The organism is Micromonospora sp. NPDC049048, assembly GCF_043197615.1.
Taxonomy (GTDB): domain Bacteria; phylum Actinomycetota; class Actinomycetes; order Mycobacteriales; family Micromonosporaceae; genus Micromonospora.
The window spans coordinates 576,426-600,604 of record NZ_JBICTM010000002.1; the positions used below are offsets into that span (position 1 = coordinate 576,426).

23 protein-coding genes are annotated in these 24,179 nt (G+C 73.8%); 8 read left to right on the top strand and 15 right to left on the bottom strand.

Features of this window, described 5'->3' with window-relative positions:
• Positions 1-5 precede the first annotated feature (5 nt).
• The 4 genes from ACGFIG_RS08070 to ACGFIG_RS08085 all read right to left on the bottom strand — a co-directional run bounded on the left by ACGFIG_RS08070 (position 6) and on the right by ACGFIG_RS08085 (position 2,644).
• Positions 6-632 carry a hypothetical protein gene (locus tag ACGFIG_RS08070; protein WP_393000416.1) on the bottom strand — a complete coding sequence of 209 codons (627 nt, stop codon included), beginning with the start codon at positions 630-632 and terminating at the stop codon, positions 6-8.
• A 13-nt stretch (positions 633-645) separates the two neighbouring features.
• The gene (locus ACGFIG_RS08075) at positions 646-1,227 is read right to left on the bottom strand and encodes a DNA-3-methyladenine glycosylase I (protein WP_393000418.1); all 582 of its coding nucleotides are present in this window, start codon (positions 1,225-1,227) and stop codon (positions 646-648) included.
• A gap of 224 nt (positions 1,228-1,451) precedes the next feature.
• Positions 1,452-1,949: an SRPBCC family protein gene (locus ACGFIG_RS08080; RefSeq protein ID WP_393000420.1), complete on the bottom strand. Its 498-nt coding sequence runs from the start codon at positions 1,947-1,949 to the stop codon at positions 1,452-1,454.
• Complete coding sequence (locus tag ACGFIG_RS08085; protein ID WP_393000422.1) at positions 1,946-2,644, bottom strand: DivIVA domain-containing protein; 699 nt, start codon at positions 2,642-2,644, stop codon at positions 1,946-1,948. Before ACGFIG_RS08085 ends, ACGFIG_RS08080 begins: the two co-directional genes overlap by 4 nt.
• Positions 2,645-2,820: 176 nt before the next feature.
• Here ACGFIG_RS08085 and folP point away from each other — a divergent pair, with 176 nt between their 5' ends.
• Entirely contained in the window at positions 2,821-3,690 is an 870-nt protein-coding gene (gene folP, locus ACGFIG_RS08090; protein ID WP_393000424.1) for a dihydropteroate synthase, read from the top strand.
• A 77-nt stretch (positions 3,691-3,767) separates the two neighbouring features.
• Here the strand turns inward: folP and ndhC are convergent, their stop codons facing one another.
• Complete coding sequence (gene ndhC, locus ACGFIG_RS08095; RefSeq protein ID WP_393000426.1) at positions 3,768-4,145, bottom strand: NADH-quinone oxidoreductase subunit A; 378 nt, start codon at positions 4,143-4,145, stop codon at positions 3,768-3,770.
• A 99-nt stretch (positions 4,146-4,244) separates the two neighbouring features.
• On the opposite strand from ndhC, the gene ACGFIG_RS08100 reads away from it, so the two are divergent.
• The 3 genes from ACGFIG_RS08100 (at position 4,245) to ACGFIG_RS08110 (ending at position 8,860) form a co-directional block, all read left to right on the top strand.
• Complete coding sequence (locus tag ACGFIG_RS08100) at positions 4,245-5,684, top strand: hypothetical protein (protein ID WP_393000428.1); 1,440 nt, start codon at positions 4,245-4,247, stop codon at positions 5,682-5,684.
• A 301-nt stretch (positions 5,685-5,985) separates the two neighbouring features.
• Positions 5,986-7,833 (top strand): 2-oxoacid:acceptor oxidoreductase subunit alpha, encoded by a 1,848-nt coding sequence (locus ACGFIG_RS08105; protein ID WP_393000430.1) that lies wholly within the window; start codon positions 5,986-5,988, stop codon positions 7,831-7,833.
• Positions 7,826-8,860 carry a 2-oxoacid:ferredoxin oxidoreductase subunit beta gene (locus ACGFIG_RS08110; protein ID WP_393000432.1) on the top strand — a complete coding sequence of 345 codons (1,035 nt, stop codon included), beginning with the start codon at positions 7,826-7,828 and terminating at the stop codon, positions 8,858-8,860. Before ACGFIG_RS08105 ends, ACGFIG_RS08110 begins: the two co-directional genes overlap by 8 nt.
• 112 nt (positions 8,861-8,972) lie before the next feature.
• Here the strand turns inward: ACGFIG_RS08110 and ACGFIG_RS08115 are convergent, their stop codons facing one another.
• On the bottom strand, positions 8,973-9,986 hold the full coding sequence (locus ACGFIG_RS08115; RefSeq protein ID WP_393000434.1) for a potassium channel family protein: 1,014 nt from the start codon (positions 9,984-9,986) through the stop codon (positions 8,973-8,975).
• Between the two features lie 230 nt (positions 9,987-10,216).
• Here ACGFIG_RS08115 and ACGFIG_RS08120 point away from each other — a divergent pair, with 230 nt between their 5' ends.
• On the top strand, positions 10,217-10,714 hold the full coding sequence (locus ACGFIG_RS08120) for a helix-turn-helix domain-containing protein (RefSeq protein WP_393001381.1): 498 nt from the start codon (positions 10,217-10,219) through the stop codon (positions 10,712-10,714).
• A 139-nt stretch (positions 10,715-10,853) separates the two neighbouring features.
• Entirely contained in the window at positions 10,854-11,453 is a 600-nt protein-coding gene (locus tag ACGFIG_RS08125) for a ClpP family protease (RefSeq protein WP_393000436.1), read from the top strand.
• A 300-nt stretch (positions 11,454-11,753) separates the two neighbouring features.
• On the opposite strand, the gene ACGFIG_RS08130 is transcribed toward ACGFIG_RS08125, so the two are convergent.
• From ACGFIG_RS08130 to ACGFIG_RS08155, 6 genes are read right to left on the bottom strand one after another with little or no spacing between them, the layout of a single operon-like run.
• Positions 11,754-12,731 carry a zinc-binding dehydrogenase gene (locus tag ACGFIG_RS08130; RefSeq protein ID WP_393000438.1) on the bottom strand — a complete coding sequence of 326 codons (978 nt, stop codon included), beginning with the start codon at positions 12,729-12,731 and terminating at the stop codon, positions 11,754-11,756.
• A 50-nt stretch (positions 12,732-12,781) separates the two neighbouring features.
• Positions 12,782-13,558 carry an ABC transporter ATP-binding protein gene (locus ACGFIG_RS08135; protein ID WP_393000440.1) on the bottom strand — a complete coding sequence of 259 codons (777 nt, stop codon included), beginning with the start codon at positions 13,556-13,558 and terminating at the stop codon, positions 12,782-12,784.
• A complete protein-coding gene (locus ACGFIG_RS08140) occupies positions 13,555-14,574 on the bottom strand; it encodes a FecCD family ABC transporter permease (RefSeq protein ID WP_393000442.1) in 1,020 nt (339 codons plus the stop codon). The genes ACGFIG_RS08135 and ACGFIG_RS08140 overlap by 4 nt, the downstream gene beginning before the upstream one ends.
• Positions 14,571-15,560 carry a FecCD family ABC transporter permease gene (locus tag ACGFIG_RS08145; protein WP_393000444.1) on the bottom strand — a complete coding sequence of 330 codons (990 nt, stop codon included), beginning with the start codon at positions 15,558-15,560 and terminating at the stop codon, positions 14,571-14,573. Before ACGFIG_RS08145 ends, ACGFIG_RS08140 begins: the two co-directional genes overlap by 4 nt.
• Complete coding sequence (locus ACGFIG_RS08150; protein WP_393000446.1) at positions 15,550-16,365, bottom strand: siderophore-interacting protein; 816 nt, start codon at positions 16,363-16,365, stop codon at positions 15,550-15,552. The genes ACGFIG_RS08145 and ACGFIG_RS08150 overlap by 11 nt, the downstream gene beginning before the upstream one ends.
• Complete coding sequence (locus ACGFIG_RS08155; protein ID WP_393000448.1) at positions 16,362-17,360, bottom strand: ABC transporter substrate-binding protein; 999 nt, start codon at positions 17,358-17,360, stop codon at positions 16,362-16,364. The genes ACGFIG_RS08150 and ACGFIG_RS08155 overlap by 4 nt, the downstream gene beginning before the upstream one ends.
• A 104-nt stretch (positions 17,361-17,464) precedes the next feature.
• Here ACGFIG_RS08155 and ACGFIG_RS08160 point away from each other — a divergent pair, with 104 nt between their 5' ends.
• Positions 17,465-18,313: a helix-turn-helix transcriptional regulator gene (locus ACGFIG_RS08160; protein ID WP_393000450.1), complete on the top strand. Its 849-nt coding sequence runs from the start codon at positions 17,465-17,467 to the stop codon at positions 18,311-18,313.
• A 252-nt stretch (positions 18,314-18,565) separates the two neighbouring features.
• A complete protein-coding gene (locus tag ACGFIG_RS08165) occupies positions 18,566-18,961 on the top strand; it encodes a RidA family protein (protein WP_393000452.1) in 396 nt (131 codons plus the stop codon).
• 76 nt (positions 18,962-19,037) lie between these two features.
• Here the strand turns inward: ACGFIG_RS08165 and ACGFIG_RS08170 are convergent, their stop codons facing one another.
• Genes ACGFIG_RS08170 through ACGFIG_RS08180 form a run of 3 tightly spaced genes read right to left on the bottom strand, consistent with a single transcriptional unit; the run spans position 19,038 to position 23,874 of the window.
• Positions 19,038-20,912: a BTAD domain-containing putative transcriptional regulator gene (locus ACGFIG_RS08170; protein WP_393000454.1), complete on the bottom strand. Its 1,875-nt coding sequence runs from the start codon at positions 20,910-20,912 to the stop codon at positions 19,038-19,040.
• Positions 20,913-20,953: 41 nt separating this feature from the next.
• Positions 20,954-22,507 carry an amino acid adenylation domain-containing protein gene (locus ACGFIG_RS08175; RefSeq protein WP_393000456.1) on the bottom strand — a complete coding sequence of 518 codons (1,554 nt, stop codon included), beginning with the start codon at positions 22,505-22,507 and terminating at the stop codon, positions 20,954-20,956.
• Positions 22,504-23,874 (bottom strand): MFS transporter, encoded by a 1,371-nt coding sequence (locus tag ACGFIG_RS08180; protein WP_393000458.1) that lies wholly within the window; start codon positions 23,872-23,874, stop codon positions 22,504-22,506. The genes ACGFIG_RS08175 and ACGFIG_RS08180 overlap by 4 nt, the downstream gene beginning before the upstream one ends.
• Positions 23,875-24,179: the final 305 nt, after the last annotated feature.

A 24,179-nucleotide genomic window follows, 5' to 3' on the forward strand; every position in this document is an offset into this window, starting at 1 on the left:
GGCGGTCAGTCGTCGTCCTCCTCCGGATCCTGGTTGGCCTCCGCGCCGAGCACGAAGGCCTGCATGGCCAGCTCGTCGCCGGTGGGCGAGACGAAGGCGGGCAGCTCGCGGGGGCCCAACTCCTGCACGTAGGCCCAGAACAGGCGGACCGCCTCGGCGGGCGACTCGGCCTCGATCGGCAGGTCGAGGCTGACCAGCCAGGAGCGCCGCTGCGGCGGCGGGCCCAGCCGGTCGGCCAGTTCCCGGAAGGCCGTCGGGTCGAGCGCGGTCACCGGCCCGGCGAGCACCAGCGCGTCGGCCGGCACCGGCTCGTCGAAGGCCCGCCGGGTGTACGCGACCACCAGCGGCGCCTCGACCCGCTCGGACTGCGGATCGTCCGGGTCCTCCCGCTCCTGCCCGCTGGCCGCGGTGACCCGACCCAGCGCCACCAGCCGGGGCGGCGCGTCGACCAGCACGGCCACCCGGTCGCCCGGGCGGGGGACGGCGCCGTCGGCGAGGCCGGTCAACTCGAGCGTGTCGTGGTGGACGAGTCGCTCGGCCTCGTAGCGCCCGGTGGGCAGCAGCACCGCCCAGGCGCCCGTGCCGTCGGCGGGGCGTGCCCCGTCCACCCGGTGCGCGGTGTCGGTCGTCATGGCCTCCATCCCATCACGCCGCCGGCGCCGCCACGACGTGGCAGCCCGCAAGGTGATCGTCGACCATTCCGGTGGCCTGCATCAGCGCGTAGGCCGTGGTCGGGCCGACGAAGCGGAAGCCCCGCTTCTTGAGCGCCTTGGCCATCGCGGTGGACTCGGCGGTCAGCGCCGGCACCTCCGCGAACGACGCCGGTCGGGCCGGCCGGGGCGGCGGGGCGAAGGACCAGAGCAGCGCGGAGAGCCCCTCCGGAAGCTCCAGCGCCGCACGGGCGTTGGCGATCGCCGCCTCGATCTTGGCCCGGTTGCGGACGATGCCGGCGTCGGCGAGCAGCCGGGCCACGTCGGCGTCGCCGTAGCCGGCCACGGTCTCGATCCGGAACTCGTCGAAGGCCAGCCGGAACGCGGGACGCTTGCGCAGGATCGTCAGCCAGGACAGCCCCGACTGGAACGCCTCCAGCGTGAGCCGCTCGTAGAGCGCGTCGTCGCCGCGCAGGGGCTGGCCCCACTCGGTGTCGTGGTAGGCGGCGTAGTCGGGGGTGCTGTGCCCCCAGCCGCATCGTGGCAGCCCGTCGGCGCCGGTCACGAGGTCAGTCACGCGTCCACGCTAGGGCACCGCCCCGACGCTCCCTCGGCCCCGCGGCCCGCGTCGCGCCTCGGCTGCCGGGGTCGCACCGCCCGGGTCCGGCGACATCGGGGCGTCCCGGTCGCGCCGACACCCCGACGTCGGGGACATCGAGTCGATCAGGCGAAGTCGCTCGACGGGGAGATGCGAATCGTCCCCGGCCGCCCCCGTCGGGGACAGCGCCCGGCGTGGCGCAGTCAGGGCAGCCGGCCCTGCTCCACCAGCCGGCCGAACTTCTTCAGCGCCTGGGTCAGGCTGAACTTCGACCCGGGCCAGAGCACCGGCCAGGCCACCCGGCCCGCCGAGCCGCCCGGCAGGTGGAACCACTCGTGCCAGACCACCTGCGTGCGGTCCCGCTCCAGGGGTGTGCAGCGGAGCACGCCGGGCCCGCGCAGCAGCTTGCCGCAGTGCACGACGCCGACCTCGTAGGGCGCGTCCACCCGGACCACCCGCATCTCGTCGCGCAGCACGGCGGGACCGAGCGTCGTGACCGCCTCGACCAGGCTGCCCTCGCCGCCGTCGCCCTCGACCACCCGGACGGTGGTGAAGGGGATCCAGTCCGACTGCCGCTCCCAGGCCGTCAGCGCCGCGAAGACGCGCTCCGCCGGCGCGTCGACGATCACCGTGGCGGTGACCTCCCCCGCGCCGGGCTGCGTCGCGTCGCTCAGGTCGTCGACAGGTTCCGGCCCGGTCACCTCGGCTCCGACCCGACCACGGGACCGGTCGCGTCGCCCGCACCGCTCCGGTCGGCGACGTCGTTCCCGCCGTCGCCCGCACCGCTCCGGTCCGTCACATCGTTCCCGCCGTCGCGGTCGGCGTCGTCCCCGCCCTCGCGCGCACCACTCCGGTCGGCGGCATCGTCCCCACCGTCGCCCGCCTCACTCCGGTCCACGGCACCGGCGCCCGGCGTCGACTGGGCGGCCGGACCCGCGAACGCGGGGATCGGCGCGACGACCACGTCGGTGTCCCCCGGCGCGTCCGGTCGGTCGGCCTCGACCGGGACGATCCCCCGGCTGGCCGACGAGGCCTCGGCGGCGGCCCGCTCCCGGGTCCGGCGCAGGGCGTCAGCGTCCGCCGTGCGCCCCTCACGCAGGGCGGCGACCTCCTCCTCCAGCACGTCGATCAGCTCGGACTTGTATCCGATGTCGTAGGCCGCCCGGCGCAACGCGTGGTCGACCTGGGCCATGCGGTAGCCCCGCAACGCCGTGTCGAACCGCACCTCGCCCACGTCGGACTCGCGCAGCGGACGGGCCGCCGGCAACGGCACGGCACGTCCGTCCGGCTCGGCGGGCACCAGACCGGGATCCCGGCCCGAGACCAGCACCGTCACCCCGAACACGACCGCCGCGACGGTCAACGCCACGACCAGGAGGAGCAGAACCTGACCCATGCACAGATCGTGGCATGGCGAACCGCCCGGAGCGACCCCACCACCCGCCGCGTTCCGGATCCGCGCCGGGAGAACGTCCCTCCGGCGGACCGACGGAGCCCGAGCCGGACGGACCGGCTAGCGTCGTGATCGGCCGACGGCGGGGACGGGTCGGCGGCGGACCTTCAGGAGGCGACATGGCCGGGGCGCTTCGGCTCGGTGGGCGCACGTTCGGCCCGGACGAGCTGGTGGTGATGGCGATCGTCAACCGCACGCCGGACTCGTTCTTCGACCGGGGCGCCACCTTCGCCCAGGACAGCGCGTTGCGCGCCGTGGAGCGGGCGGTCGAGGAGGGCGCCGAGATCATCGACATCGGCGGGGTCAAGGCCGGACCGGGCGACGAGGTCGACGTGGCCGAGGAGATACGCCGCACGGTGCGCACCATCGCCGCCGTCCGGGCCGCCTTCCCCGACGTGGTGATCTCGATCGACACCTGGCGGGCCGAGGTCGCCGTGGAGGCGGTGGCGGCGGGCGCCGACCTGCTCAACGACACCTGGTCGGGCGCCGACCCGGCCCTGGCCGAGGTGGCGGCCCGCACCGGCGCCGGGTTGGTCTGCTCGCACGCCGGCGGCCTCGCGCCCCGGACCCGCCCGCACCGCGCGGCCTTCGCCGACGTGGTCGCCGACGTGCTCACGACGGTCACCGGGCTCGCCGAACGCGCCGTCACCCTGGGCGTACGCGCCGACGGGATCCTGATCGACCCGGCGCACGACTTCGGCAAGAACACCCGGCACTCCCTGGAGATCACCCGCCGGCTCGGCGAGCTCTCCGGCACCGGCTGGCCGCTGCTGGTGGCCCTGTCGAACAAGGACTTCATCGGCGAGACGCTGGACCTGCCGGTGGCCGAGCGGTTGGAGGGCACGCTCGCGGCCACCGTCGTCTCGGCCTGGTTGGGCGCCCGGGTGTTCCGCGCGCACCAGGTCCGCCCCACCCGGCGGGTGCTCGACATGGTCGCCTCGATCCGGGGCGACCGCCCGCCGACGCTGACCCGGCGCGGTCTCGCCTGATCCCCCGCCGGAGTCGCGGCCGAGGCGCGTCGGTCGCGACCGGGCGGGGCGGGACAGCGTCAGCCGGGACCGGGCGGTCAGGACCAGCGCAGGATGTTCTTGCGCCAGGCGTAGAGGATGCCGAGCGCCAGCACCGCGACGAAGACCGCCATCTCCACCACCGTGACCATGCCGAAGCCCGGCCGGTCGAAGACGACCGCCCACGGGAAGAGGAACACCGACTCCACGGCGAACAGCACGTAGAGGTACGCGTACACGTAGTAGCGGATCTGCATCTGCGCCCAGTCGGCGCCCACGGGATCGAGGCCGCACTCGTAGCTGGCGCGCTTGCCGTAGGGATCCGCCGGACGGGCGGGGCGTAACACCCGGTTGGCCGTGAACGCCAAGACGAAGAAGAGAACGCTGACGAGCAGCAGCAGCCCGAGCGTCGCGTACGAGCCCAGGTAACCGGTCACGGTCGCTGAGCCTACCGCCCCCCCGTCGGCGCCCGGGTCGAACCCGTTACGGATTTGTTTCCCACCGGGACTAGTGTCACTTGGCAACAATTGTCGAGTATGGGAATCTCCCTCATCGTCACCGGAGGACAGATGACGCGCGTCGACGCACGGCCCGGCCGGCGGGCGCGGCACCGACGCGTCGTACCCCTGGTGGCGATCGGTCTCGTGGTCGGGCTGACCGTCGCGGCGGTCCCGTTCCTGGCGACCGCCACGCCGGCCGCCGCCCGGATCGCCGCCCCCGCGACCGAGCCCGCCGGGGAGCCGGGCCCGGACCCGACGACGACGGATCCGACGGACCCGGGACCGGAGCCCACCGAGGCGCCCTCGACCACGCCGCCGGAGCCCACGCCGCCGGCCGCGACGACCGAGCCGGCCCCGACGACGACGGCCCCGGAGCAGCCCGCGCCGACCACCGCCGCGCCCACCGCCGGCCCACCGCCCACGACCCCGTCGGTGCCGCCGGTGCGGCCCTCCGCGCCGGCCACCACCCCGCCGGCGCCCCCGGCCGGCGTCAGCGTCACGACCGACGACATCACCCTGACCGCCGCGTACTGGAACGCGCCGAGCACGGTCACCACGCTGCGGGTGACCGTCACGAACACGGGCGTCACGCCCGCCCGGATCCGGCTGGCCTACACGCTCCCGGCAGGGCTGACCGACGCCGGCACCGGTGGCTGCGCCCCGGCCGGCGGCGGGGAGCACCGCTGCGGCGAGTGGGCCAGCGCGCCCGGCGTGCGGTTCAGCACCCTGCTCCGCGTACGGGTCGACGGCGACGCCTGGAAGCGGATGCCGCTCAGCGGCTCCGTTCGGGTCACCGCGACCGCGCCCGGCGTACCCGGGTCGGTGGGCGACGACGAGGGCTTCGCGGTGCTCTTCCCGCCCGGCCCGCCGGTGCCCGGCATCAGGCTGGCCGCCGACGCGGTCTCCTTCGACATCGGCGGCGGGTCGAGCGGGCTCGACGTACGCCTGGGCAACACCGGCCGGGTGGACGCCGAGGGTCGGATCGAGGTGGTCCTGCCGGCCGGGGTGACCGTGCCGGCTCCCCCGTCCGGCTGCACCACGGTCGACCCCGCCCGTACGCGCTGCGAGCTGGGCACCCTCGCCGCCGGCCGGACCGCGCGGCTACGGCTGCCGGTCTCCGCGACCCCCGAGGCCCAGCGGCAGGCTCCGCTGGCCGGTGCGGTACGCGCCCAGCTCGACCCGCGCAGCGGCCCGGCCCGGCAGGTGCAGATGAGCTTCCGGATCACCGCCGCCGCCGCGCTGGCGACCCCGGTGGCCCCGCCGCCCGCGCCGACCGGGTCGCAGGGCGTGCTGGCCGCCGAGGCCCAGGTCGGCGACGGCGACGGCGGAGGCGGCGGCTCGGTACGGCGTACGGCGATCCTGCTGATCGTGGTCTCCACGCTGCTGGTGGTGTTCGCCCTCACGCTGGCGACCACCTCCCTGCGGCGGCGGATGACCGACCCGGACACCGGGGTGTCTCCGGCGCCGACGGAGTGACCCGGACGACCCGGCGACGCCTGTCCGCCACCGCCACCGGTGATCTGGATTACGGCGGGGGGACGGAAACACCTCAAACCGGGGTGGAATTTCGCTGGATCGCGTCCCACAGGACGGCCTCCGAGAAGGTTGGGACGGCGATTCGACGTAGGCTCTCAGGTGAGGTAACTACAGCGGACCGGGCCCGCCTCCGCGGGTCTGGTGCAGCGGTGCGTCAAGGAGGTCACGTGGCCGGGCAAGGCGAGGTCACCATCATGTTCAGCCGCCCGCGCGACCGCGCCCAGCGAAGCGAGGTGCAGGCGTGACCAAGCAGATCCGTCAACTGGACCGGGTGGTCATCCGCTTCGCCGGCGACTCCGGCGACGGCATGCAGCTCACCGGCGACCGGTTCACCTCGGAGACCGCGCAGTTGGGCAACGACATCTCCACGTTGCCGAACTTCCCGGCGGAGATCCGGGCTCCCGCCGGCACCCTGCCGGGCGTGTCGAGCTTCCAGGTGCACTTCGCCGACTACGACATCCTCACCCCCGGCGACTCGCCGAACGTGCTGGTGGCGATGAACCCGGCGGCGCTCAAGGCGAACCTCGTCGACCTGCCTCGCGGCGCGGACATCATCGTCAACACCGACGAGTTCACCCGGCGCAACCTGGCCAAGGTCGGCTACCAGTCGAACCCGCTCGAGGACGACTCCCTCGCCGGCTACGTGGTGCACCCGGTGGCGCTGACCTCGATGACGGTCGGCGCGCTCGCCGAGCTGGCCGTGTCGAAGAAGGACGCCGAGCGGGCCAAGAACATGTTCGCCCTCGGCCTGCTCTCCTGGATGTACAACCGGCCGTACGAGTCGACGCTGCGCTTCCTGGAGCGCAAGTTCGCCGCCCGCCCCGAGCTGGTCGCGGCGAACGTCGCGGCGTTCCGGGCCGGTTGGAACTTCGGCGAGACCACCGAGGACTTCGCCGTCCGCTACGAGGTCAAGCCGGCGAAGATGCAGCCGGGCACCTACCGCAACATCACCGGCAACGCGGCCCTGTCGCTCGGCCTGGTGGCCGCCGGCGTCCGCTCCGGGCTGCCGGTCTTCCTGGGCGCCTACCCGATCACCCCGGCCTCGGACATCCTGCACGAGTTGAGCAAGCACAAGCGCTTCGGCGTGCTCACCATGCAGGCCGAGGACGAGATCGCCGCCGTCGGCGCGGCGCTCGGCGCGTCGTACGGCGGCTCGCTCGGCGTCACCACCACCAGCGGCCCGGGCGTGGCGCTCAAGAGCGAGACGATCTCCCTGGCGGTGGCGTTGGAGCTGCCCCTGGTCATCGTCGACGTGCAGCGCGCCGGCCCCTCCACGGGCATGCCCACCAAGACCGAGCAGGCCGACCTCAACATGGCGCTGCACGGCCGCCACGGCGAGGCCCCGGTCGCGGTGATCGCGCCGAAGTCGCCGGCGGACTGCTTCCACGCGGCCCTCGAGGCGGCCCGGATCGCGCTGACCTACCGCACGCCGGTCATCCTGCTCTCCGACAACTACGTCGCCAACGGCTCCGAGCCGTGGCTGCTGCCCGACGTCGAGTCGCTGCCCGACCTGCGGGTCGAGTTCGCCACGAAGCCCAACGGCGACGACGGCACCACGTTCCTGCCCTACCTGCGCGACCCGGAGACCCTCGCGCGGCCGTGGGCCGTACCGGGGACCGCCGGGCTGGAGCACCGCATCGGCGGTCTGGAGAAGGCCGACAAGACCGGCGACATCTCGTACGACCCGGCGAACCACGACTTCATGGTGCGTACCCGGGCGGCCCGGATCGAGACGATCCCGGTGCCGGACGTCGAGGTCGAGGACCCGGACGGCGCCGCCCGGGTGCTGGTGCTCGGCTGGGGCTCCACGTACGGGCCGATCGGCGCCGCCTGCCGGGGCCTGCGCCAGCGCGGCCACGCCATCGCGCAGGCGCACCTGCGGCACCTGAACCCGATGCCGGCCAACCTCGGCCAGGTGCTGCGCTCCTACGACCGCGTGGTCATCCCCGAGATGAACCTCGGCCAGCTCGCCCACGTGATCCGGGCGAAGTACCTGGTCGACGCGATCGGCTACAACCAGGTCCGCGGCCTGCCGTTCACGGCCAACGAGCTGGAGACGATGCTGGAAGAGGTCCTGAAGAATGTCTGAGCCCGTCGCCCTCAAGCTCACCGCCAAGGACTTCAAGTCCGACCAGGAGGTGCGCTGGTGCCCCGGCTGCGGCGACTACGCGATCCTCGCCGCGATCCAGCAGTTCATGCCGGAGCTGAACATCCCGCGTGAGCGGATCGTCTTCGTCTCCGGCATCGGCTGCTCGTCCCGCTTCCCGTACTACATGAACACCTACGGGATGCACTCGATCCACGGCCGCGCCCCGGCGATCGCCACCGGCCTGTCGGCCAGCCGGCCCGACCTGTCGGTCTGGGTGGTCACCGGCGACGGTGACGCGCTCTCCATCGGCGGCAACCACCTGATCCACGCGCTGCGCCGCAACGTCAACCTGAAGATCCTGCTGTTCAACAACCGGATCTACGGCCTGACGAAGGGCCAGTACTCCCCCACCTCCGAGGTCGGGAAGGTCACGAAGTCGACGCCGGCCGGCTCGGCCGACGCGCCGTTCAACCCGCTCTCGCTCGCCCTCGGCGCCGAGGCCACCTTCGTGGGGCGCACCATCGACTCCGACCGCAAGCACCTCCAGTCGGTGCTGCGGGCGGCGGCGGAGCACCAGGGCTCGGCGTTCGTGGAGATCTACCAGAACTGCAACATCTTCAACGACGGCGCGTTCGACCAGCTCAAGGAGCCGGCCACCCGCGACGAGTACCTGATCCGGCTGGAGCACGGGCAGCCGATCACGTTCGGCAAGGACGGGCAGTTCTGCGTCGTGCACCCGCCCGGCGGGTTCGGCCTGGAGGTCCGGGAGACCGCGTCGGTCAGCCCCGGGGAGATCGTCGTGCACGACGCGACGGTCACCGACCCGGCGTACGCCTTCGCGCTGTCCCGGCTGCCGGGCCTGGACCTGCGGAACACCCCGATCGGCGTGTTCCGCTCGGTGGACCGGCCGTCGTACGACAGCGTGGTGCAGGGGCAGCTCGCCGAGGCCAGGGCGAAGGTCACCGAGACCCCGGAGCAGCAGCTCGCCGGCCTGCTCGCCAGCGGGGACACCTGGACCATCCTCTGACCGACGGCCGGTTGCGGCCATCCGGCGTCCGCAGGGACCCGGCGTCCGCACGATCCGAGCACGCGACAGGGCCCGCCACCGACTGGTGACGGGCCCTGTGCCGCGAAGTGGGTCAGGGCGTGGCGGTGGCCTGGGGCCGGTCGTCGCGTACGTGCACCAGCATGTCGCCGGTCTCGATGACCGCGCCGGCCTGGTCGGCCAGGGTGACCACCTTGCCCCGCCGGACCAGGGCGATGACCAGCGAGTCCAGCTCGCGGGGGGAGCGGCCCACCTCGGAGCGCTCGGCGGAACGCATCGCCAGCGCCATGCCCTGGCCGGGGGTGAGCAGGTCCTCGACCACGTCGATCAGCGGCGGCGCCGAGGTGGACAGACCCAGCAGCCGGCCGGCGGTGGCCGAGGAGACGATCACGTGGTGGGCCCCGCTCTGCTTGAGCAGCGGGGCGTTCTCCGCCTCCCGGGCGGCGGCGATGATCCGCACCTGGCCGGCGGTGAGCTGCCGTACGGTCAACGCCACCAGGACCGAGGCGTCGTCGCTGTCCGTCGCGATGATCACCGCCTTGGCGTTGCGTACGTGCGCCTCGTTGAGCACCGACGAGCGGGTCGCCGAGCCCTCGATCGCCACCAGGCCGGCCGAGGTGGCCTGCCGCAGCGCCGGGCCGCTGCGCTCCACCACCACGATCCGGGACTTGTCGAGCCCGTTCTCCAGTAGGGCGGAGACCGCGCTGCGGCCCTTCGTGCCGTAGCCGCAGATGATGACGTGGTCCTTCACGGCTCTCCTCCACCGCGACAGGCGACGCCCGGTGCGGTACTGCTCGGTCAGCACTTCCAGGGTGGTGCCGACCAGGATGATCAGGAAGATCACCCGGGCCGGCGTGATGTAGACGACGTTGATCAGCCGGGCGGTCTGGCTCACCGGCGTGATGTCCCCGTAGCCCGTGGTCGAGAGGGTGACCACCGCGTAGTAGAAGGAGTCGAGCAGGGTCAGGCCGTCCTCGTTGACGTCGCGGTAGCCGTCCCGGTCGAGGTAGACCACCCCGACGGTGGCGAAGACCAGACCGATGGCGGCGGCAAGCCGGAGACTCAGCGCGCTCAGGGGGCCCCGTCGCTGCGCGGGGAAATGGATCACGTGAGGGCCCGCCCCCGCCCTGTCGTCGCCTGCACGACCACAACATAGCGGCCTGCGCGGATCTCGCACGGCGAGGTCGTCACCCTGGGGTGGCGGTCCGGACCGATCGCCACGAAGTGGACGTCCGGGCCGATGGTTCCCGGCTCCGGGCACGACGGGACGACCCGCACGCCCGGCAAAGGGCATGATGGGGATGTTCCGTGGACGACGAGCCCGAGAGCGAGGCCCGCATGTCGTTGCTGCGACGAGTGATCGGCGGGGTGCTGCGCCGGTTGCGGCTGCGGCAGGGCCGCACGCTGCGCGAGGTGGCCGAGGCCGCCGGGGTGTCGGTGCCCTACCTGTCGGAGGTCGAACGCGGTCGCAAGGAGGCCTCCTCGGAGGTGCTCGCGGCGATCTGCCGGGCCCTCGGCATCCGCCTGTCCGACCTCCTGGAGGAGGCGCGCGACGACCTGCGCCGGGTCGAGCCGCGCATCCCGGCCGCGCCCCGGGCCGGCCTGACCTGGCTGGAGCGGGCGGAGGCCGGCCGGCCGGGCGCCGTCGCCCCGGTCGCGCGGGGCGGTCCCCGGGCCGGTGGCCCGCTGCTGCACCTCGGCCCCCGTACGGGCGGCCCGACCCTCCGGGTCGGACGGTCCGCCTCCGCCGCGCCGGCCCGCCCCGGCCCGCGTACCCGCGTCGCGCTCGGCTGCGGGCGGGCCCGGGTCGGCGCGCGGGCATTGACCGTCGTCTAGGCCGGCCGGTTCTGCCGTCGGCTGATCTGCCGCCGGCAGAATGGTTGGCTCCACGCGCCCCGCTCCACGCAGGCTGGAGGGGCCGGTCCCCCGGGCGCCCTCCGGTCGCCCGCCGGCGCTGTCGGAAAGGGCGGGCGCGATGATCGGTCTCGACGTACGGATGCTGGACGGTGGACAGCCGTCCTTCGGTGACCAGGTGTTCGAGCGGCTGCTGAAGGAGCGGATCATCTTTTTGGGCACCGAGGTGACCGACGCCTCGGCGAACCAGATCTGCGCCCAGATGCTGCTGCTCGCCGCCGAGGACCCGGAGCGGGACATCGTGCTCTACATCAACTCGCCGGGCGGCTCGGTGAGCGCGGGCATGGCCGTCTACGACACGATGCGGTTCGTCCGCAACGACGTGGCCACGGTGGCGCTGGGCTTCGCCGGCTCGATGGGGCAGTTCCTGCTCTGCGCGGGCACCGCCGGCAAGCGCTACGCGCTGCCCCACTCGCGGATCATGATGCACCAGCCCTCGGGCGGGATGGGCGGCACCGCCGCGGACATCACCATCCAGGCGGAGAACATGCTGCACGTCAAGCGGACCATGCAGGAGCTGATCGCCCGGCACAGCGGGCGCAGCCTGGAGGAGATCCAGCGGGACTGGGACCGCGACCGGTGGTTCACCGCCGAGGAGGCCCGCGAGTACGGCCTCATCGACCGGGTGGTGACGCGGGCCGAGCAGCTCCCGGCGAACTGACGGACCCGGGCCGCGACGGGGGCGGCCCGGCCCCGTCAGCTCGCCGGGCAGGGGCGACACCACGGGATTCTCCGGCACGGTCGCGACGAGCGACACCGGCGCCGGACGCGCCCCCTCGATCCGCGTCCGACCTCCGGTACGCGATGGCCGATGGTGCTGGCCGTCGATACGCGGAGCCTATTCCCGCCGCTGGGAATCCGCGTGGACCGCAGGGCACAGCGTCTTGCACACGAATGTCGTTACATCCGGCGCCCGGTTGGTCGGCGTGGTGGCTCCGGGCCGGCGCGGTCGTGCCCGGAGTCAGCGTGGCACGGTCAGCACGACCTTGCCGAGCGCCCGGCGAGTTTCCAGGTCGGCGTGCGCGACGGCGGCGTCGGCCAGCGGATAGGTCGAGACCAGGGGGCGCCACCAGCCCTGCCCGGCCAGCTCCAGCGACCGGCCGGCCAGTGCCGGGATGCCGCCGGGCAGGGCCCGCATCCGCTGCCCCAGCCAGCCCACCGTCAGGCCCCGGGCGACGACGTCGTCGGTGCCGACCCGGGTCGCCTCGCCCGCCGACCAGCCGAACATCATGAACCGGCCGCCCGGACCCGTCAGCTCCAGGGCGGTCCGGCCCACCGCGCCGCCCACCCCGTCGTACACGAGGCTCAGGCCGCCGACCCGCTGCCGCACCGTCTCGGCCCAGTCCGGGCGGCCGTAGTCCACCACCAGGTCCACGCCCAACTCGCCGAGCTTCGCCGTCCGCCCGGCGCCGCCCGCCGCCACCACCACGGTCGCGCCGGTCGTCCGCGCGGCCTGCGCCAGCAGCCAGCCGACCCCGCCGGCCGCCGACGGCACGAAGACGACGTCGTCCGCCGCCGGCCGTTCCAGCTCGAAGACCCCGAGGGCGGTCCGGCCCGTGCCGACCGCTGCCACCGCCTCGGCGTCGCTCAGCCCCGGCGGTACGTCGTACAGCGACCCGACGCCGGTGACCGCCTGCTCGGCGTACCCGCCCGGAACCATGCCCAGGTGCGCGACGACCCGCCGCCCGCGCCACGCCTCGTCCACGCCCTCGCCCAGCTCGTCGACGACGCCGGCAACCTCCCGGCCGGGGATGGTGGGCAGCTCGGGCAGCGGGAGCGGGCCGCCCGCCTCACCCCGGCGCAGGGTCGTGTCGAGCAGGTGCACGCCGCTGGCCGACACCGCGATCCTGACCTGGCCGGGGCCGGGCGACAGGTCGGGCAGGTCGTCGAGGAGCAGGTTTCCGGGGGCACCGAACTCGTGGAGCCGAATCGCACGCATGCCACCATCCGACAACCTCAACGGGGATTGAGGTCAACCCCGCCAGCGGGTCAGACGGTCGGCACCACCATCGGGGTCCCGGTGACCGGGTTCGGCATCACCACGCTCGGCAGGCCGAACACCTCCCGCATCAGGTCGGCGTCCACCACGTCGGCCGGTGGCCCCTGCGCGACGACCCGGCCGTCCTTCATCGCCACGATGTGGTCGGCGAAGCGGCACGCCTGGTTGATGTCGTGCAGGACGGCGACGATCGTGCGGCCCTCGTCGCGCAGCCGCGCGAAGAGCGCCAGCAGCTCGTACTGGTGGGTGATGTCGAGGAAGGTCGTGGGCTCGTCGAGCAGCAGGTACGGCGTCTCCTGCGCCAGCACCATGGCGATCCAGACCCGTTGCCGCTGGCCCCCGGAGAGTTCCTCGACCGGCCGCTCGGCGAGGTCCGTGACGCCGGCCACCGCCATGGCCGCCCGGACGGCCTCCTCGTCGGCGGCCGACCCGGTGGCGAGCAGGGACTGGTGCGGGTACCGGCCCCGGGCGACGAGCCGCCGGACGACGATGTTCTCCGGCGCGACGAGGCCCTGGGGCAGGAACCCGACCTGACGCGCGAACAACTTCGGCCGGTGCCCGGCGACGTCCCGGCCGTCGAGGCGTACCGTGCCCGACGACGGCGTGAGCAGCCGGACGAACGCCTTCAGCAGCGTCGACTTTCCGCACGCGTTGGGCCCCACGATCGCCGTGAACGCGCCGTCCGGCACGGCCAGGCTCACCCGCGTCGACACCACCCGCTCGCCGTAGCCGAGCGTGACGTCCTCCGCGGTCAGGCGGCTGGTCACCGTCGTTTCACCTCCATGCCGAGCAGCCAGATGAGATAGCAGCCGCCGACGGCCGTGGTGACCACGCCGACCGGCAGCGCGACCGGTGCCAGCAGCACCTGCGCGACGAGGTCGGCGGCCAGCAGCAGCACCGCGCCGGTCAGCGCCGCCGGCACCAGGGGCACCCCGGCGGCCCGCGCGAGCCGCCGGCCGATCTGCGGTGCGGCGAGCGCGATGAACACCACCGGCCCGGCGACCGCCGTCACGGTCGCGGTGCAGCCGACGCCGGCCAGCACCATCAGCAGCCGGAGCCGACCCAGGCGTACGCCGGTGGTGCGGGCGACCTCGTCGCCCAGCGCCGCCTGGTGCATGTCGTGGGAGATCACGACGAGCAGGAGCACGAACAGGCCGATGACGGCGAACGGGAGGCGGACCTCGGCCCAGTCGACGCCGTTGAGCGAGCCGGCGTTCCAACCGGTCGCCGCGAGCGCCACGTCGATCTCGGCCCGCAGGACGATCCAGGAGTTGAGCGCCGTCAGCATCGCGTTGACGGCGATCCCGACGACGATCAGCCGGAGGCCGCTGAGCCCGGAGTCCAGCGACAGCACGTAGATGACCCCCGCGGCCAGCAGGCCGCCGGCCACCGAGCCCGCCGCGAGCTGCCCGGCGGTGCCGTTCAGCACCGTGATCGCCACCAGTGCGCCGGTGTACGCGCCCGCGTCGAGGCCGATGACGTCCGGGCTGCCCAGCGGGTTGCGGGTCAGGTTCTGGAAGACCGCCCCGGCGAGCCCGAGGGAGGCGCCGAAGACCAGCGCCGCGGCCACCCGGGGCAGCCGCCATTCCCGGATCACGAACGCGGACTCGCCGCCCCGGGTCAGCGCGGTGAACACCTCCGCCGGGGTGGCCCAGTCCTGCCCCTGGCAGAGCCCCAGCAGGGCGAGGCCCGCGGCGACCGCGACGAGCGCCGCCGTCACGACGGCCGTACGTCGTTCGACCTCGGCCACGAACCGGCCCGCCCGCAGCGTCAGCGTGCTCACAGCGCCGCCGCCCCGTACCGACGGACGGCCCAGATCAGCACGGGAGCGCCCAGGAACGCCGTCACGATGGACACCGGCACCTCGCCCGTGGGCAGCAGGATCCGCGACCCGACGTCGGCGGCGAGCAGCAGGCACGGACCGAGGAGCATCGAGTACGCCATGATCCAGGGAATCGAGTCGGCCGCCAGCCGCCGGGCCAGGTGCGGCACCATCAGGCCGACGAACGCGATCGGCCCGGCGACGGCCGTGGCGACGCCGGTGAGCAGGGTGACGAGCACCAGGACGGTGACCCGGATCCTCGTCACGTGGGCGCCGAGCGCGTGGGCGACGTCCTCGCCCAGTGCCAGCGCGTTCAGCGGCCGGGCCGCGAGCATCGCGGCGACCAGGCCGACCACGGTCACCAGCACCGGCAGCGCCAACGGGGTCTGCTCCGTGCCGGCCATCGCCCCCACCGACCAGAACCGGTACCGGTCGAAGACGTCGGGGAAGGTCAGCCGCAGGCCGAGCGAGACGCCCATCAGGACCCAGCTCAGCGCCACGCCGGCCAGGACGAGTCGCAGCGGCGAGGCCCGCCCGACGGCGTAGACCGCGACCGCCGCGAGGGCGGAGCCGACCACGGCGAGCCCGAGCTGACCGGCCTGCGAGCCGGCAACGCCCGCCAGGACACCCAGGTTGATCGCGAAGCCGGCCCCGGCGGTCACGCCGAGGATCCCGGGCTCGGCCAGCGGGTTGCGGGTCAGCGTCTGGATCAGCACGCCGGCCGCGCCGAGGGCGGCGCCGACGCAGACGCCGAGGAGCGTGCGGGGCAGCCGGATGTCGCGTACGACGAGGTGGTCGGTGGTGCCCGCGAAGTCGGTGAGCGCCCGCCACACCTCGGCGGGCGCGACGGGGCGCGCCCCCACGGCCATGCTCGCGCCCGCCGCGACGACGAGCAGCGCGGCGGACACGAGCAGGAGCGACGCCCGTCGGGGCAGGTCAGTCTTCAAGCCCGGCGATCCCGCGTTTCCAGTACCCGGTGATGAGCGAGTCGAGACGGTCCCGGCTCCAGGCGCGCAGGGGCCTGATGTCGGTCGCCTCGCCGGCGGCGAAGAGGAACGTCCGCCCGGCCGGCAGGCGCAGTGATCGGACCTCCTCCGCGAGCGTCGAGCCGGGGCCCTCGCGTACCAGCCACGTCACCGCCACCCCGTCGCGCGCCGCCAGCGGGTAGTCCCGGTCGGCGGCGTCGTCGACCTCGACCACCAGGTGCGCCGACACGTCGGCCGGCGCTTCCCCCAGCCACCGGGCGGCGGCCGGCAGGGCCGTGGCGTCGACGGCGAAGACGTAGTGGTCGTACGTGTGCGGGAACGCCTTCGCCCCGGGCGGGCCCGCGATCGTCACCTCGTCGCCGACCGCCGCCCCGGCCACCCACGTCGAGGCGACGCCGCCCTCGTGCAGCACGAAGTCCAGGTCGATCTCGTGGGTCACGGGGTCGTAGCGGCGCACCGTGTACTTGCGGGTGGTCGGCAGCGGGCGGGGCCAGTCGAGCATGCCCTGCCCGTCGGGGACGGGGTCGCGCCGGGTGCCGTCCGGGTCGGGAAAGACGATCTTGACGTGGTCGTCCGCCTGGTAGGTGTGGAAGTCGGCGAGAGCCGGGCCGCCGAGGGTCAGCCGCAGCATGCGCGGCGTCAGCTGCCGCCGGGCGACGACCCGGACGCGCCGTACGCCGATGGGGTAGCCGATCCGGGCCGTGCCGCTGCCCCCGCGGTGGTGGGCGGCGACCCGGCCCGCCGGATCGTGGCGGTCGACGGTCATGGTGTGAGCAGCGGCGCGAACGCCTTGTCGATGGAGTCGAGGGTCTTCAGGGCCGACTCGTACGTCGCCGCCTCCGTGTACTGCAACGGGAACACCCGGCCGGCCTTGACCGCAGGCAGGTTCTTCCACAGCGCGGAGTCGAGCACCTGCTTCACGGCCTCGGCGGGAGTGCCGTCGGGCTGGAGCGTGTACGTGATGGCGTCGGCCTCGCCGAGGCTCTCCGGCAGTTCCTCGATCGCCGGGTACTCGGTGACGTCGCGCCCGCCCCCGCCCTTCTCCTTGACCTCGCCGTAGTAGGTCACGCCCGCGTCCTGGGCGATGTTGGTGCCCCACGAGCCGGCGAACTCGCGGTGGAAGGTGCCCTTGGAGATCTCGCCGTAGCTGCCCACGTGCCCGAACTTCCACCCGGCGAGGGCGGTGCCGTACTTGGCCTTCAGCTCCCCGGCCTTCTTGTCGTACGCGTCCTTGGCCGCCTGGAAGTTCGCGCTGCGGCCGGCGGCGTCGGACTGCCGGCGGGACAGCTCGCGCCAGGCGTCGGGCGTGGTGGGGCCGATCGCGACGACGGGCGCGATGCTCTCCAGCCGCTTCATGTCGAGGCTGGCGAGGGCCGGCTTCGGCACCCCGATCACGATGAGGTCCGGCTTGGCGGCGGCGACGGCCTCGTAGTTGGTCTCGGCAGCCGCCTCGCCGGCCACCTTGGGCAGCTGGTCGTAGGTGGCCCGGTCCTGCTCGGTCATCATCGCCAGGCCGCGCTTCCAGGTGGAGATTCCCACCAGGGCCGCGTCCGCCTCGATGAGGACCGGCACCGCGTATCCGGTGGCGACGACGCGCTCGGGGTCGACCGGGATGGTGATCTCGCCGTTGTCGGCGGAGAAGACGCGGGTGTCGGAGGCGCCGTCGGACGTCGCGGTTTCGGCGCCGTCGGAGCCGCAACCGGTGACCACGGCGAGAGCCAGGGCGGCGGCGGCCAGACGCCAGTGCTGTCGTACGGACATCTACTGTTCCTTCGAGGGGCTTCAAGGGGGTGGCAGCCCCGCTGGGCTGCGAAGCTTAGGCTAGCCTTACCAAGGTTTCCGGGATGTCGACGAGAGGTCAACCCATGTCGGGGAGAGGTCAGGTCACCGTTGCGGACTCCCACGCGGCGGATCCCGTCAGCTGCGAGGAGTTCGCCTACAACCTCGGTCGGGTCGACGGCATCCTCGTCCTGAGATACCGCTCGGTGACCCGCCTGGCGCTCGGCGAGAACCGGCAGGACTTCCTGCACCAGCTCTACTGGTCGCCCGACGGCCTGCTCTCCGCCCGGCACGGCCGGCACACCAGCTTCATCGGGCCCGACGAGGTGTTCTGGGCCCACCGGGCGGTCACCCACGAGGTGCACGCGGCGGACCGGCAGACCGTCTACCGGATCTGCCTGCGCGAGGTGCCCGCCGCCCTCGACGGGCTGCGGGCCTGCGCCGCCGCCATCGACGCCGAGGCGGCACGGCTCATCGTCGCGCTCACCGAACCCGGCTACGACGAGCGGCACGCCCTCGACGCCCGCGGCCGCATCATGGCCGGGATCGGTGCCCCGCCCCACCCGGTCGACGACCGGCCGGCCGGCCGTCCCGGCGTCGCGGTGACGGTCGCGATGGCGCTGGCCCACGACCCCGGTGACACCACCGGCCTCGCCGAATGGGCCGAACGCCTGCACGTCAGCGTCAAGACCCTGCAACGCGACTTCACCCGCGAGTTCGGCATGTCGTACTCGCAGTGGCGGACGAAGCTGCGCCTGCGCGCCTCGCTGGCGCTGCTGGAGACCCGGCCCGTGGGCGAGGTCGCCCACCGCATCGGCTACGCCAGCCCGTCCGCCTTCATCGCCGCCTTCGCCCGGGAGTACGGCTACACGCCGGGCCGCGCCGCCGCGATGCGGCACACCGCCGACGTGTTCCGGGCAGCCGCCCGCCCGTAGCCCGCCCGCTCCACACGGCGGCGGGTCCACACCCCGGCGGGTCCACACGGCGGCGGGTCCACACCCCGGCGGGTCCACACGGCGGCGGCTCCCCGCGCCGGGGAGGGTTGGGCCGGGCCCCGGTCCGGGTACTCGGAAGGTGCCAGAACGACGCGATCCCCGTCCGACCGGGATCGGGACCCCGGGACGACCTTTAGACTAGGGTCACAGTCCGTAATCCGGATTCCCCCGGACAATCGGAAGGACTTCACCGTGATCGAGACCATGCAGATGAGGCCGATCAACCCCGAGTCGGTGCCGGAGGCCACGGGCGGTTACCACAACGCGCTGGAGGTCCAGACCGCCGGACGGATGCTGTTCATCAGCGGGCAGATCCCCCAGACCCGGGACGGTCACGTCCCGACCAGCCCCGAGGGCCAGTGCCGAGTGGTCTGGGACAACATCCGGGCCGTCCTCGCCGACGCCGGTATGGGCGTCGACAACCTGGTCAAGGTCACCACCTTCCTGGCCGACCGCCGGCACGCCGACGTCAACACCAAGGTGCGCAACGAGGTGCTCGGCGCGCACCGCCCGGCCCTGACGGTGATCGTCACCGGGATCTTCGACCCGGAGTGGATCATCGAGATCGAGGCGATCGCCGTCGCCTGACCGGCGACCGACATCCGGGCCCCCACCCGGCGCGCCTGCTGGGAAACGCTGGCCGCCCGGGCCACCGCGCGCCGGTTCACCCGCGCGGCCGGGCGGTCGTGGTGCGACGCTGGGCGTTCAGGCCGACGACCTGGTCGCACTCCGGGCTGCGGCCCAGCTCGCGCACATGGGCCCGGACGAGTTCGGGGATGCGGTAGCGGCCGTCCGGCAGTGCCTCGGCGAGCCCCGCGTCGACCAGGCGTTCGGCGGCGACCTCGGCGGCGGCCGGCGGCTGGCCGGACAGGGCGGCGAGGTTCGACACGCTGACGGTGCCCCGGTCCAGCCGGCCGAGCAGGCGCAGCGTCCGCAGCCCCAGCCCGTCGCCGTCGCCGTACCGGGCCAGCACCCGCACCGCGCCCGCGAGGCAGTCCCGCATCGCCATCGACTCGCAGGCCAGGGCGTCGAGGCGGCCGGCGGGATCGGCCAGCCGGTCGGCGAAGGCGGCGAGGGACCAGTTCTGCCGGGTCGCCAGCCGGGCGGCCGCGATCCGCAGGGCCAGGGGCAGCGCGTCGCAGCGCCGCACGAGCGTCCGCGCCGCCTCGGGCTCGGCGTCCACCCGCTCGGCGCCGAGGTGGTAGCGGAGCAGGTCGAGCGCGTCGTCGGTGTCCAGCGAAGCGACCGGGACCCGGGCGGCGCCGTCGAGGGCGGTCATCCCGGACCGCGAGGTGACGATCAGGGCGCTGCCGGCGGGCACCGGCCCGAGGACGCGTACCTGCGCGGCGGTCGCCACGTCGTCGAGGACGACCAGGACCCGGCGGCCGGTCAGCAGGGTCGACCAGCCCGACGCGGAGTGGTCGCCCGTCGGCGACGGCAGCCCGAGCGCCTCGGCCAGGACGCGCACCGCCCGGACGGCTTCCGCCGGGCCGTCGGACGTCCCGCCGCCCATGGGTACGAACACCGGCCCGCCCGGGTACTCCGCGGCCAGCGCGTGGGCGGCGCGTACGGCCAGGGCGGTCTTCCCGGCGCCGGCCAGGCCCTGGACCACGCACAGCCGCCCGGACCGCACCCCGTCGACGAGGCGCGCCAGCTCGGAGTCCCGCCCGTGCAGGGTCACCGGGTCGGCGGGGAACCGGGCGGCCGGCGGGCTCGGCGTGGCGACCCGGGCGGGCGGACGGGCCCCCGGGTGGTGCAGCCGCAGCGACGGGTCGTTGCGCAGGATCCGCTGTTCCAGCTCCCGTAGCGACTCGCTGGGTTCGATGCCCAACTCGTCGACCAGCAGCCGCCGCAGGTCCCGGTACGCGCCCAGGGCGACCGCCTGCTGTCCGTCGCGGTACAGGGCGGTCATCAGGTGGGCGTGCAGGCGCTCCCGCAGGGGGTGCTGGCTGACGAGCACCTTGAGTTCCGGCAGCAGCATGCTGTGCCGGCCCAGCTCCAGTTCGGCGCCGATGCGGGCCTCGACCGTCGCGATCCGGGTCTCCTCCAGCCGGGCCACCTCGGCCATCACCAGCGGAGTCGGCCGGACGTCCGCCAGCGGCACGCCGCGCCACAGCGCCAGCGCCGCGTCGAACCCCTCCACCGCGGCCTCCGGCAGGCCGGCCGCGAGATCGGCGTGGGCCTGCCGGATCAGCCGTTCGCACTCGCCGATGTCGATCGTCTCGGGGGCGACCACCAGCCGGTAGCCGGGGCTGCGGGTGGTCAGTACCTGACCGTCGCGGTCGTCGAGGGCACGGCGCAGCCGCCACGCGTACCCGGCGACCAGGCCGCTGGCCGAGGCCGGCGGGTGGTCGTCCCAGAGTTCGGCGACCAGCTGTTCGAGCGACACCACCTGGTCGGCCTTGAGCAGCAGCATCGCCAGCAGGGCGCGCTGTTTCGCCGAGCCGATCCCGCGCCACTGGACGCCGTCGTGGAACTCCACCGGCCCCATCAACCGGAAACGCAGGCGGGCGGGTGGCGCTTGCCGCGGGATGGGCATCTCTGCTCTCGATTCGTGAGCGTGGTGGGTGTCGCTGCCGCTCAGACCAGCCCGACGTCGGCTGCGAGCCGCCGGCGGTCGACCTTGCCGTTGGCGTTGACCGGGAAGAACTCGACCCGGTGGTAGCGCGCCGGCGCCATGTAGGGCGGCAGGTGGTCGGCCACCAGCGCGGCCAACGCCGGCTCCGCCACCGTGTCGCAGGTGTAGAGCGCGTGCAGCTCGACCTCCCCGGCGCCGGTGGGCAGCGCCAGGACGACGACGTCGTGCACCCCCGGATGCCGGCGCAGGACGGACTCGATCTCGCCCAGCTCGATCCGGTATCCGTGGATCTTGACCTGGTCGTCGAGCCGGCCCAGGTGGACCAGTTCGCCGTCCTCCCGGCGGACCCGGTCCCCCGTCCGGTACCAGCTCGCCGGGCCGGGCAGGCCGTCGACCGGAGTCGTCCGGCGGCCGTCGTGGTCGACGAACCGGCCGTGGTTCTGCGCGGGGTCGAGGTAGCCGTCGAACCGCTGGCTGCCCCGTACGCAGAGCTCGCCGTCGTCGCCGGCGGTCCCGTCGGCCGCCAGCAGGACCCCCTCCAGGTGCGGGTGGATCCGCCCGATCGGCACGGTGTCGTTGCTGGTGCGGGGCCATCGCGCCGGATCGGCGGGGAGCCGGTAGCGGGTGCAGGTGACGGTGAGTTCGGTCGGCCCGTACAGGTTCTCCACGGTGCTGTGCGGCGCGGCGTCCGCCCACGCCCGCGCCTGGGCGATCGTGAGCTGCTCGCCGGCGAAGAGGCTCCACCGCAGGCCCGGCATGCTCCCGGGCCGCAGGCCGCGCAGGCGGCGGGCCAGGGAGACCACCGACGGTACGGAGAACCAGTGGGTGATCCCGTTGTCGTTGACGTAGCGGACGGGGGCCAGGGTGTCGCCGGGCGCGGCGACCACCAGCAGCGCCCCGGACAGCCAGGCGACGAACATGTCGAACACCGACGGGTCGAAGGTCAGCTCGAAGGTCTGCGACAGCCGCGAGCCCGGGCCCACCTGGTAGGCCTCGACGCAGTGCGCGAGGTAGGGGGTCAGGTTGCGGTGCCGGACCGGCACCCCCTTGGGCGTGCCGGTGGAGCCGGAGGTGAACAGGGTGTAGGCGACGTCGTCGGGGCCGCCGTCGTACGCCCGCGTCCACCGCTCGGCCGGCACGTCGTACCAGCGGCGCTCGGGGGTGTCGGGCAGGTGCAGGACGCGGACCGGCCCGGCCGCCTCGTCGACCACCCGCCGGCCGGCGTCGTCGGCGAGCAGGGCGTCCACCCCGGCGTGGGCGCAGGTGCGCCGGATCCGTTCCGCCGGCGCGTCGGGGCTGAGCGGCACGACGGTCGCCGCCAGGCGCAGCGTGGCGAGATAGCCGACGTACGCCGCGAGGCTGCGCGACGCGCAGAGCCCGACGACCCGGGGCGGGCGGCCGTGCGGGTCGGCCAGCCGGCCGGCCAGCCGCTCGACCCGGTCCAGGAGTTCGGCGTACGTGAGCTCGTGCCCGGCGACGCGCAGGGCCGGGGCGTCGGGATACCGGCGGACCGTGTCGGCGAACCCCTGGAAGAGGGTCGGGCCGCCCGTGTTCACCGGGAGCCGCCGGTCGTCGCCGCCTCCGGCAGGTCCCCGCCGTCGTCAGCGGTGCCGGCGCCCCCGTCCCCGTCCGGGCCCCCGCCGGGCGCCGGGGCGGCGGCCGGCTCGGCCGGGCCGTCGACCTCCGCGATCCGCTCGCGGGTGACCACCTTGAAGAACGGGTAGATCAGCAGTACGCAGAGCACCGCGAAGAAGCCGAAGGCCACCTGGTAGGTGAAGACCTGGGCGAGGATGCCGGCGAGGATCGCGGCGACCGGGGTCATGCCCCAGGCCACGAGGCGGCTCGCCGCGCTGAACCGACCGAGCATGTCGGCCGGCACCAGCGACTGCGTGATGAACCGGGAGTTGACCGTCCACATCGTGCCGCCGGCACCGGCGATGAAGGCCGCGGCGCCGATGACCCAGGCGCTGGACGGCGCGGCGGGCAGCAGCGCGGGGGCCGCGACGAGGGCGAAGGCGCCGACGATGTCGGTGAACATGGACCAGCGCCGGCCGATCCACCGGTTGACCGGCCCGACGATGACGGTGCCGACCACCCCACCCGCGCCGAGGCAGGTGAGCAGGAAGCCGTACTGCCGTTCGTCGAGCCCGAGCGGGCCGCCGACGGCGTAGACCGGGATGAGGGCGAGCCACGCCGCCCAGCAGCCGGCCATGATCGCGATGAGCAGCGCCATCGTCCGGAGCAGCCGGTGCTGCCAGAGGAACTGGAGGCCCTCGCGGATGTCCTCGTTGACCGAACGCTTGCGGGTGGCGGCAGCCACCTTGAAGTTGCCGACCAGCAGGAGCAGCAGGACCGCGCCGGCCACGTACGCGAAGCCGGTGACGCCGAGGGCCAGGCCGAATCCGATCGCCACCAGGAAACCGCCGATCGGCTGCCCGGCGAAGCCGTTGAACAGGTACTCCAGGGCGGTGATCCGCGCGTTGGCGGTCTCCCACCGGTGTTTCGGCACAGCCGACGGGACGATGGAGGCTCCGGCGATGCCGGCCACGACGTCGGCCAGGCCGATGACCAACGCGGCGGCGTAGATCAGCGCCAGGGTCGGGCTCGCGGCGAGCACGGCGACGAGGAGTGCGCCGACGGAGAGCATCCGGGCGATCTCGGCGCCCATCAGCAGGGCCCGCCGGTCCATCCGGTCGACGAAGACCCCGACGTGCAGCGCGGCCACCAGCCACGGCAGGCTCATGATGGCCGCGACGGCGGTGACCACGACGGGTGATCGACTGATCTGCGCGGCGAGCAGCGGGAGGGCGATCCGGGCCACCGCGTCGGCGATGTTCGTGGTGCCCGTGAAGATGACCAGAATCCATTCGTTTCGCCTGGCTCCGGGCGGATCCGCCTGCACTGTGGGTTGAGCTGTGGCCACGACAATCCCTCACACGGTCTTGAATTCAGAGAAGTGAATGGGAACTCCGCTGCGAAGTGCGCACACCACCCGGACAAACGATAAAGGACCATTTGGCCGGCCGCGCTTGTCAATTAGGTGACATGTGGAACCGGGCGGGCGGCCGACCGATCCCGCGCATCCGTTCCGTCATGCCGGCAATTCCGATCGACCGGTCGACGGGCGGCAAGGAGTCGCAGGTCATCGGGGTCCGCGCGTTGACGGTGTGGGCGTACGGGCATCGACAGGCAACTCCAACAATCGCGGAAAAGTCCCTTTCGCACCTT

Excerpts from the sequence above, each read along its gene's own strand:
- ACGFIG_RS08070 (WP_393000416.1), bottom strand. The coding sequence starts at position 632 with ATGACGACCGACACCGCGCACCGGGTGGACGGGGCACGCCCCGCCGAC.
- ACGFIG_RS08085 (WP_393000422.1), bottom strand. The coding sequence starts at position 2,644 with ATGGGTCAGGTTCTGCTCCTCCTGGTCGTGGCGTTGACCGTCGCGGCG.
- folP (WP_393000424.1), top strand. The coding sequence starts at position 2,821 with ATGGCCGGGGCGCTTCGGCTCGGTGGGCGCACGTTCGGCCCGGACGAG.
- ACGFIG_RS08100 (WP_393000428.1), top strand. The coding sequence starts at position 4,245 with ATGGGAATCTCCCTCATCGTCACCGGAGGACAGATGACGCGCGTCGAC.
- ACGFIG_RS08110 (WP_393000432.1), top strand. The coding sequence starts at position 7,826 with ATGTCTGAGCCCGTCGCCCTCAAGCTCACCGCCAAGGACTTCAAGTCC.
- ACGFIG_RS08120 (WP_393001381.1), top strand. The coding sequence starts at position 10,217 with ATGTCGTTGCTGCGACGAGTGATCGGCGGGGTGCTGCGCCGGTTGCGG.
- ACGFIG_RS08125 (WP_393000436.1), top strand. The coding sequence starts at position 10,854 with ATGATCGGTCTCGACGTACGGATGCTGGACGGTGGACAGCCGTCCTTC.
- ACGFIG_RS08130 (WP_393000438.1), bottom strand. The coding sequence starts at position 12,731 with ATGCGTGCGATTCGGCTCCACGAGTTCGGTGCCCCCGGAAACCTGCTC.
- ACGFIG_RS08150 (WP_393000446.1), bottom strand. The coding sequence starts at position 16,365 with ATGACCGTCGACCGCCACGATCCGGCGGGCCGGGTCGCCGCCCACCAC.
- ACGFIG_RS08155 (WP_393000448.1), bottom strand. The coding sequence starts at position 17,360 with ATGTCCGTACGACAGCACTGGCGTCTGGCCGCCGCCGCCCTGGCTCTC.
- ACGFIG_RS08160 (WP_393000450.1), top strand. The coding sequence starts at position 17,465 with ATGTCGGGGAGAGGTCAGGTCACCGTTGCGGACTCCCACGCGGCGGAT.
- ACGFIG_RS08170 (WP_393000454.1), bottom strand. The coding sequence starts at position 20,912 with ATGCCCATCCCGCGGCAAGCGCCACCCGCCCGCCTGCGTTTCCGGTTG.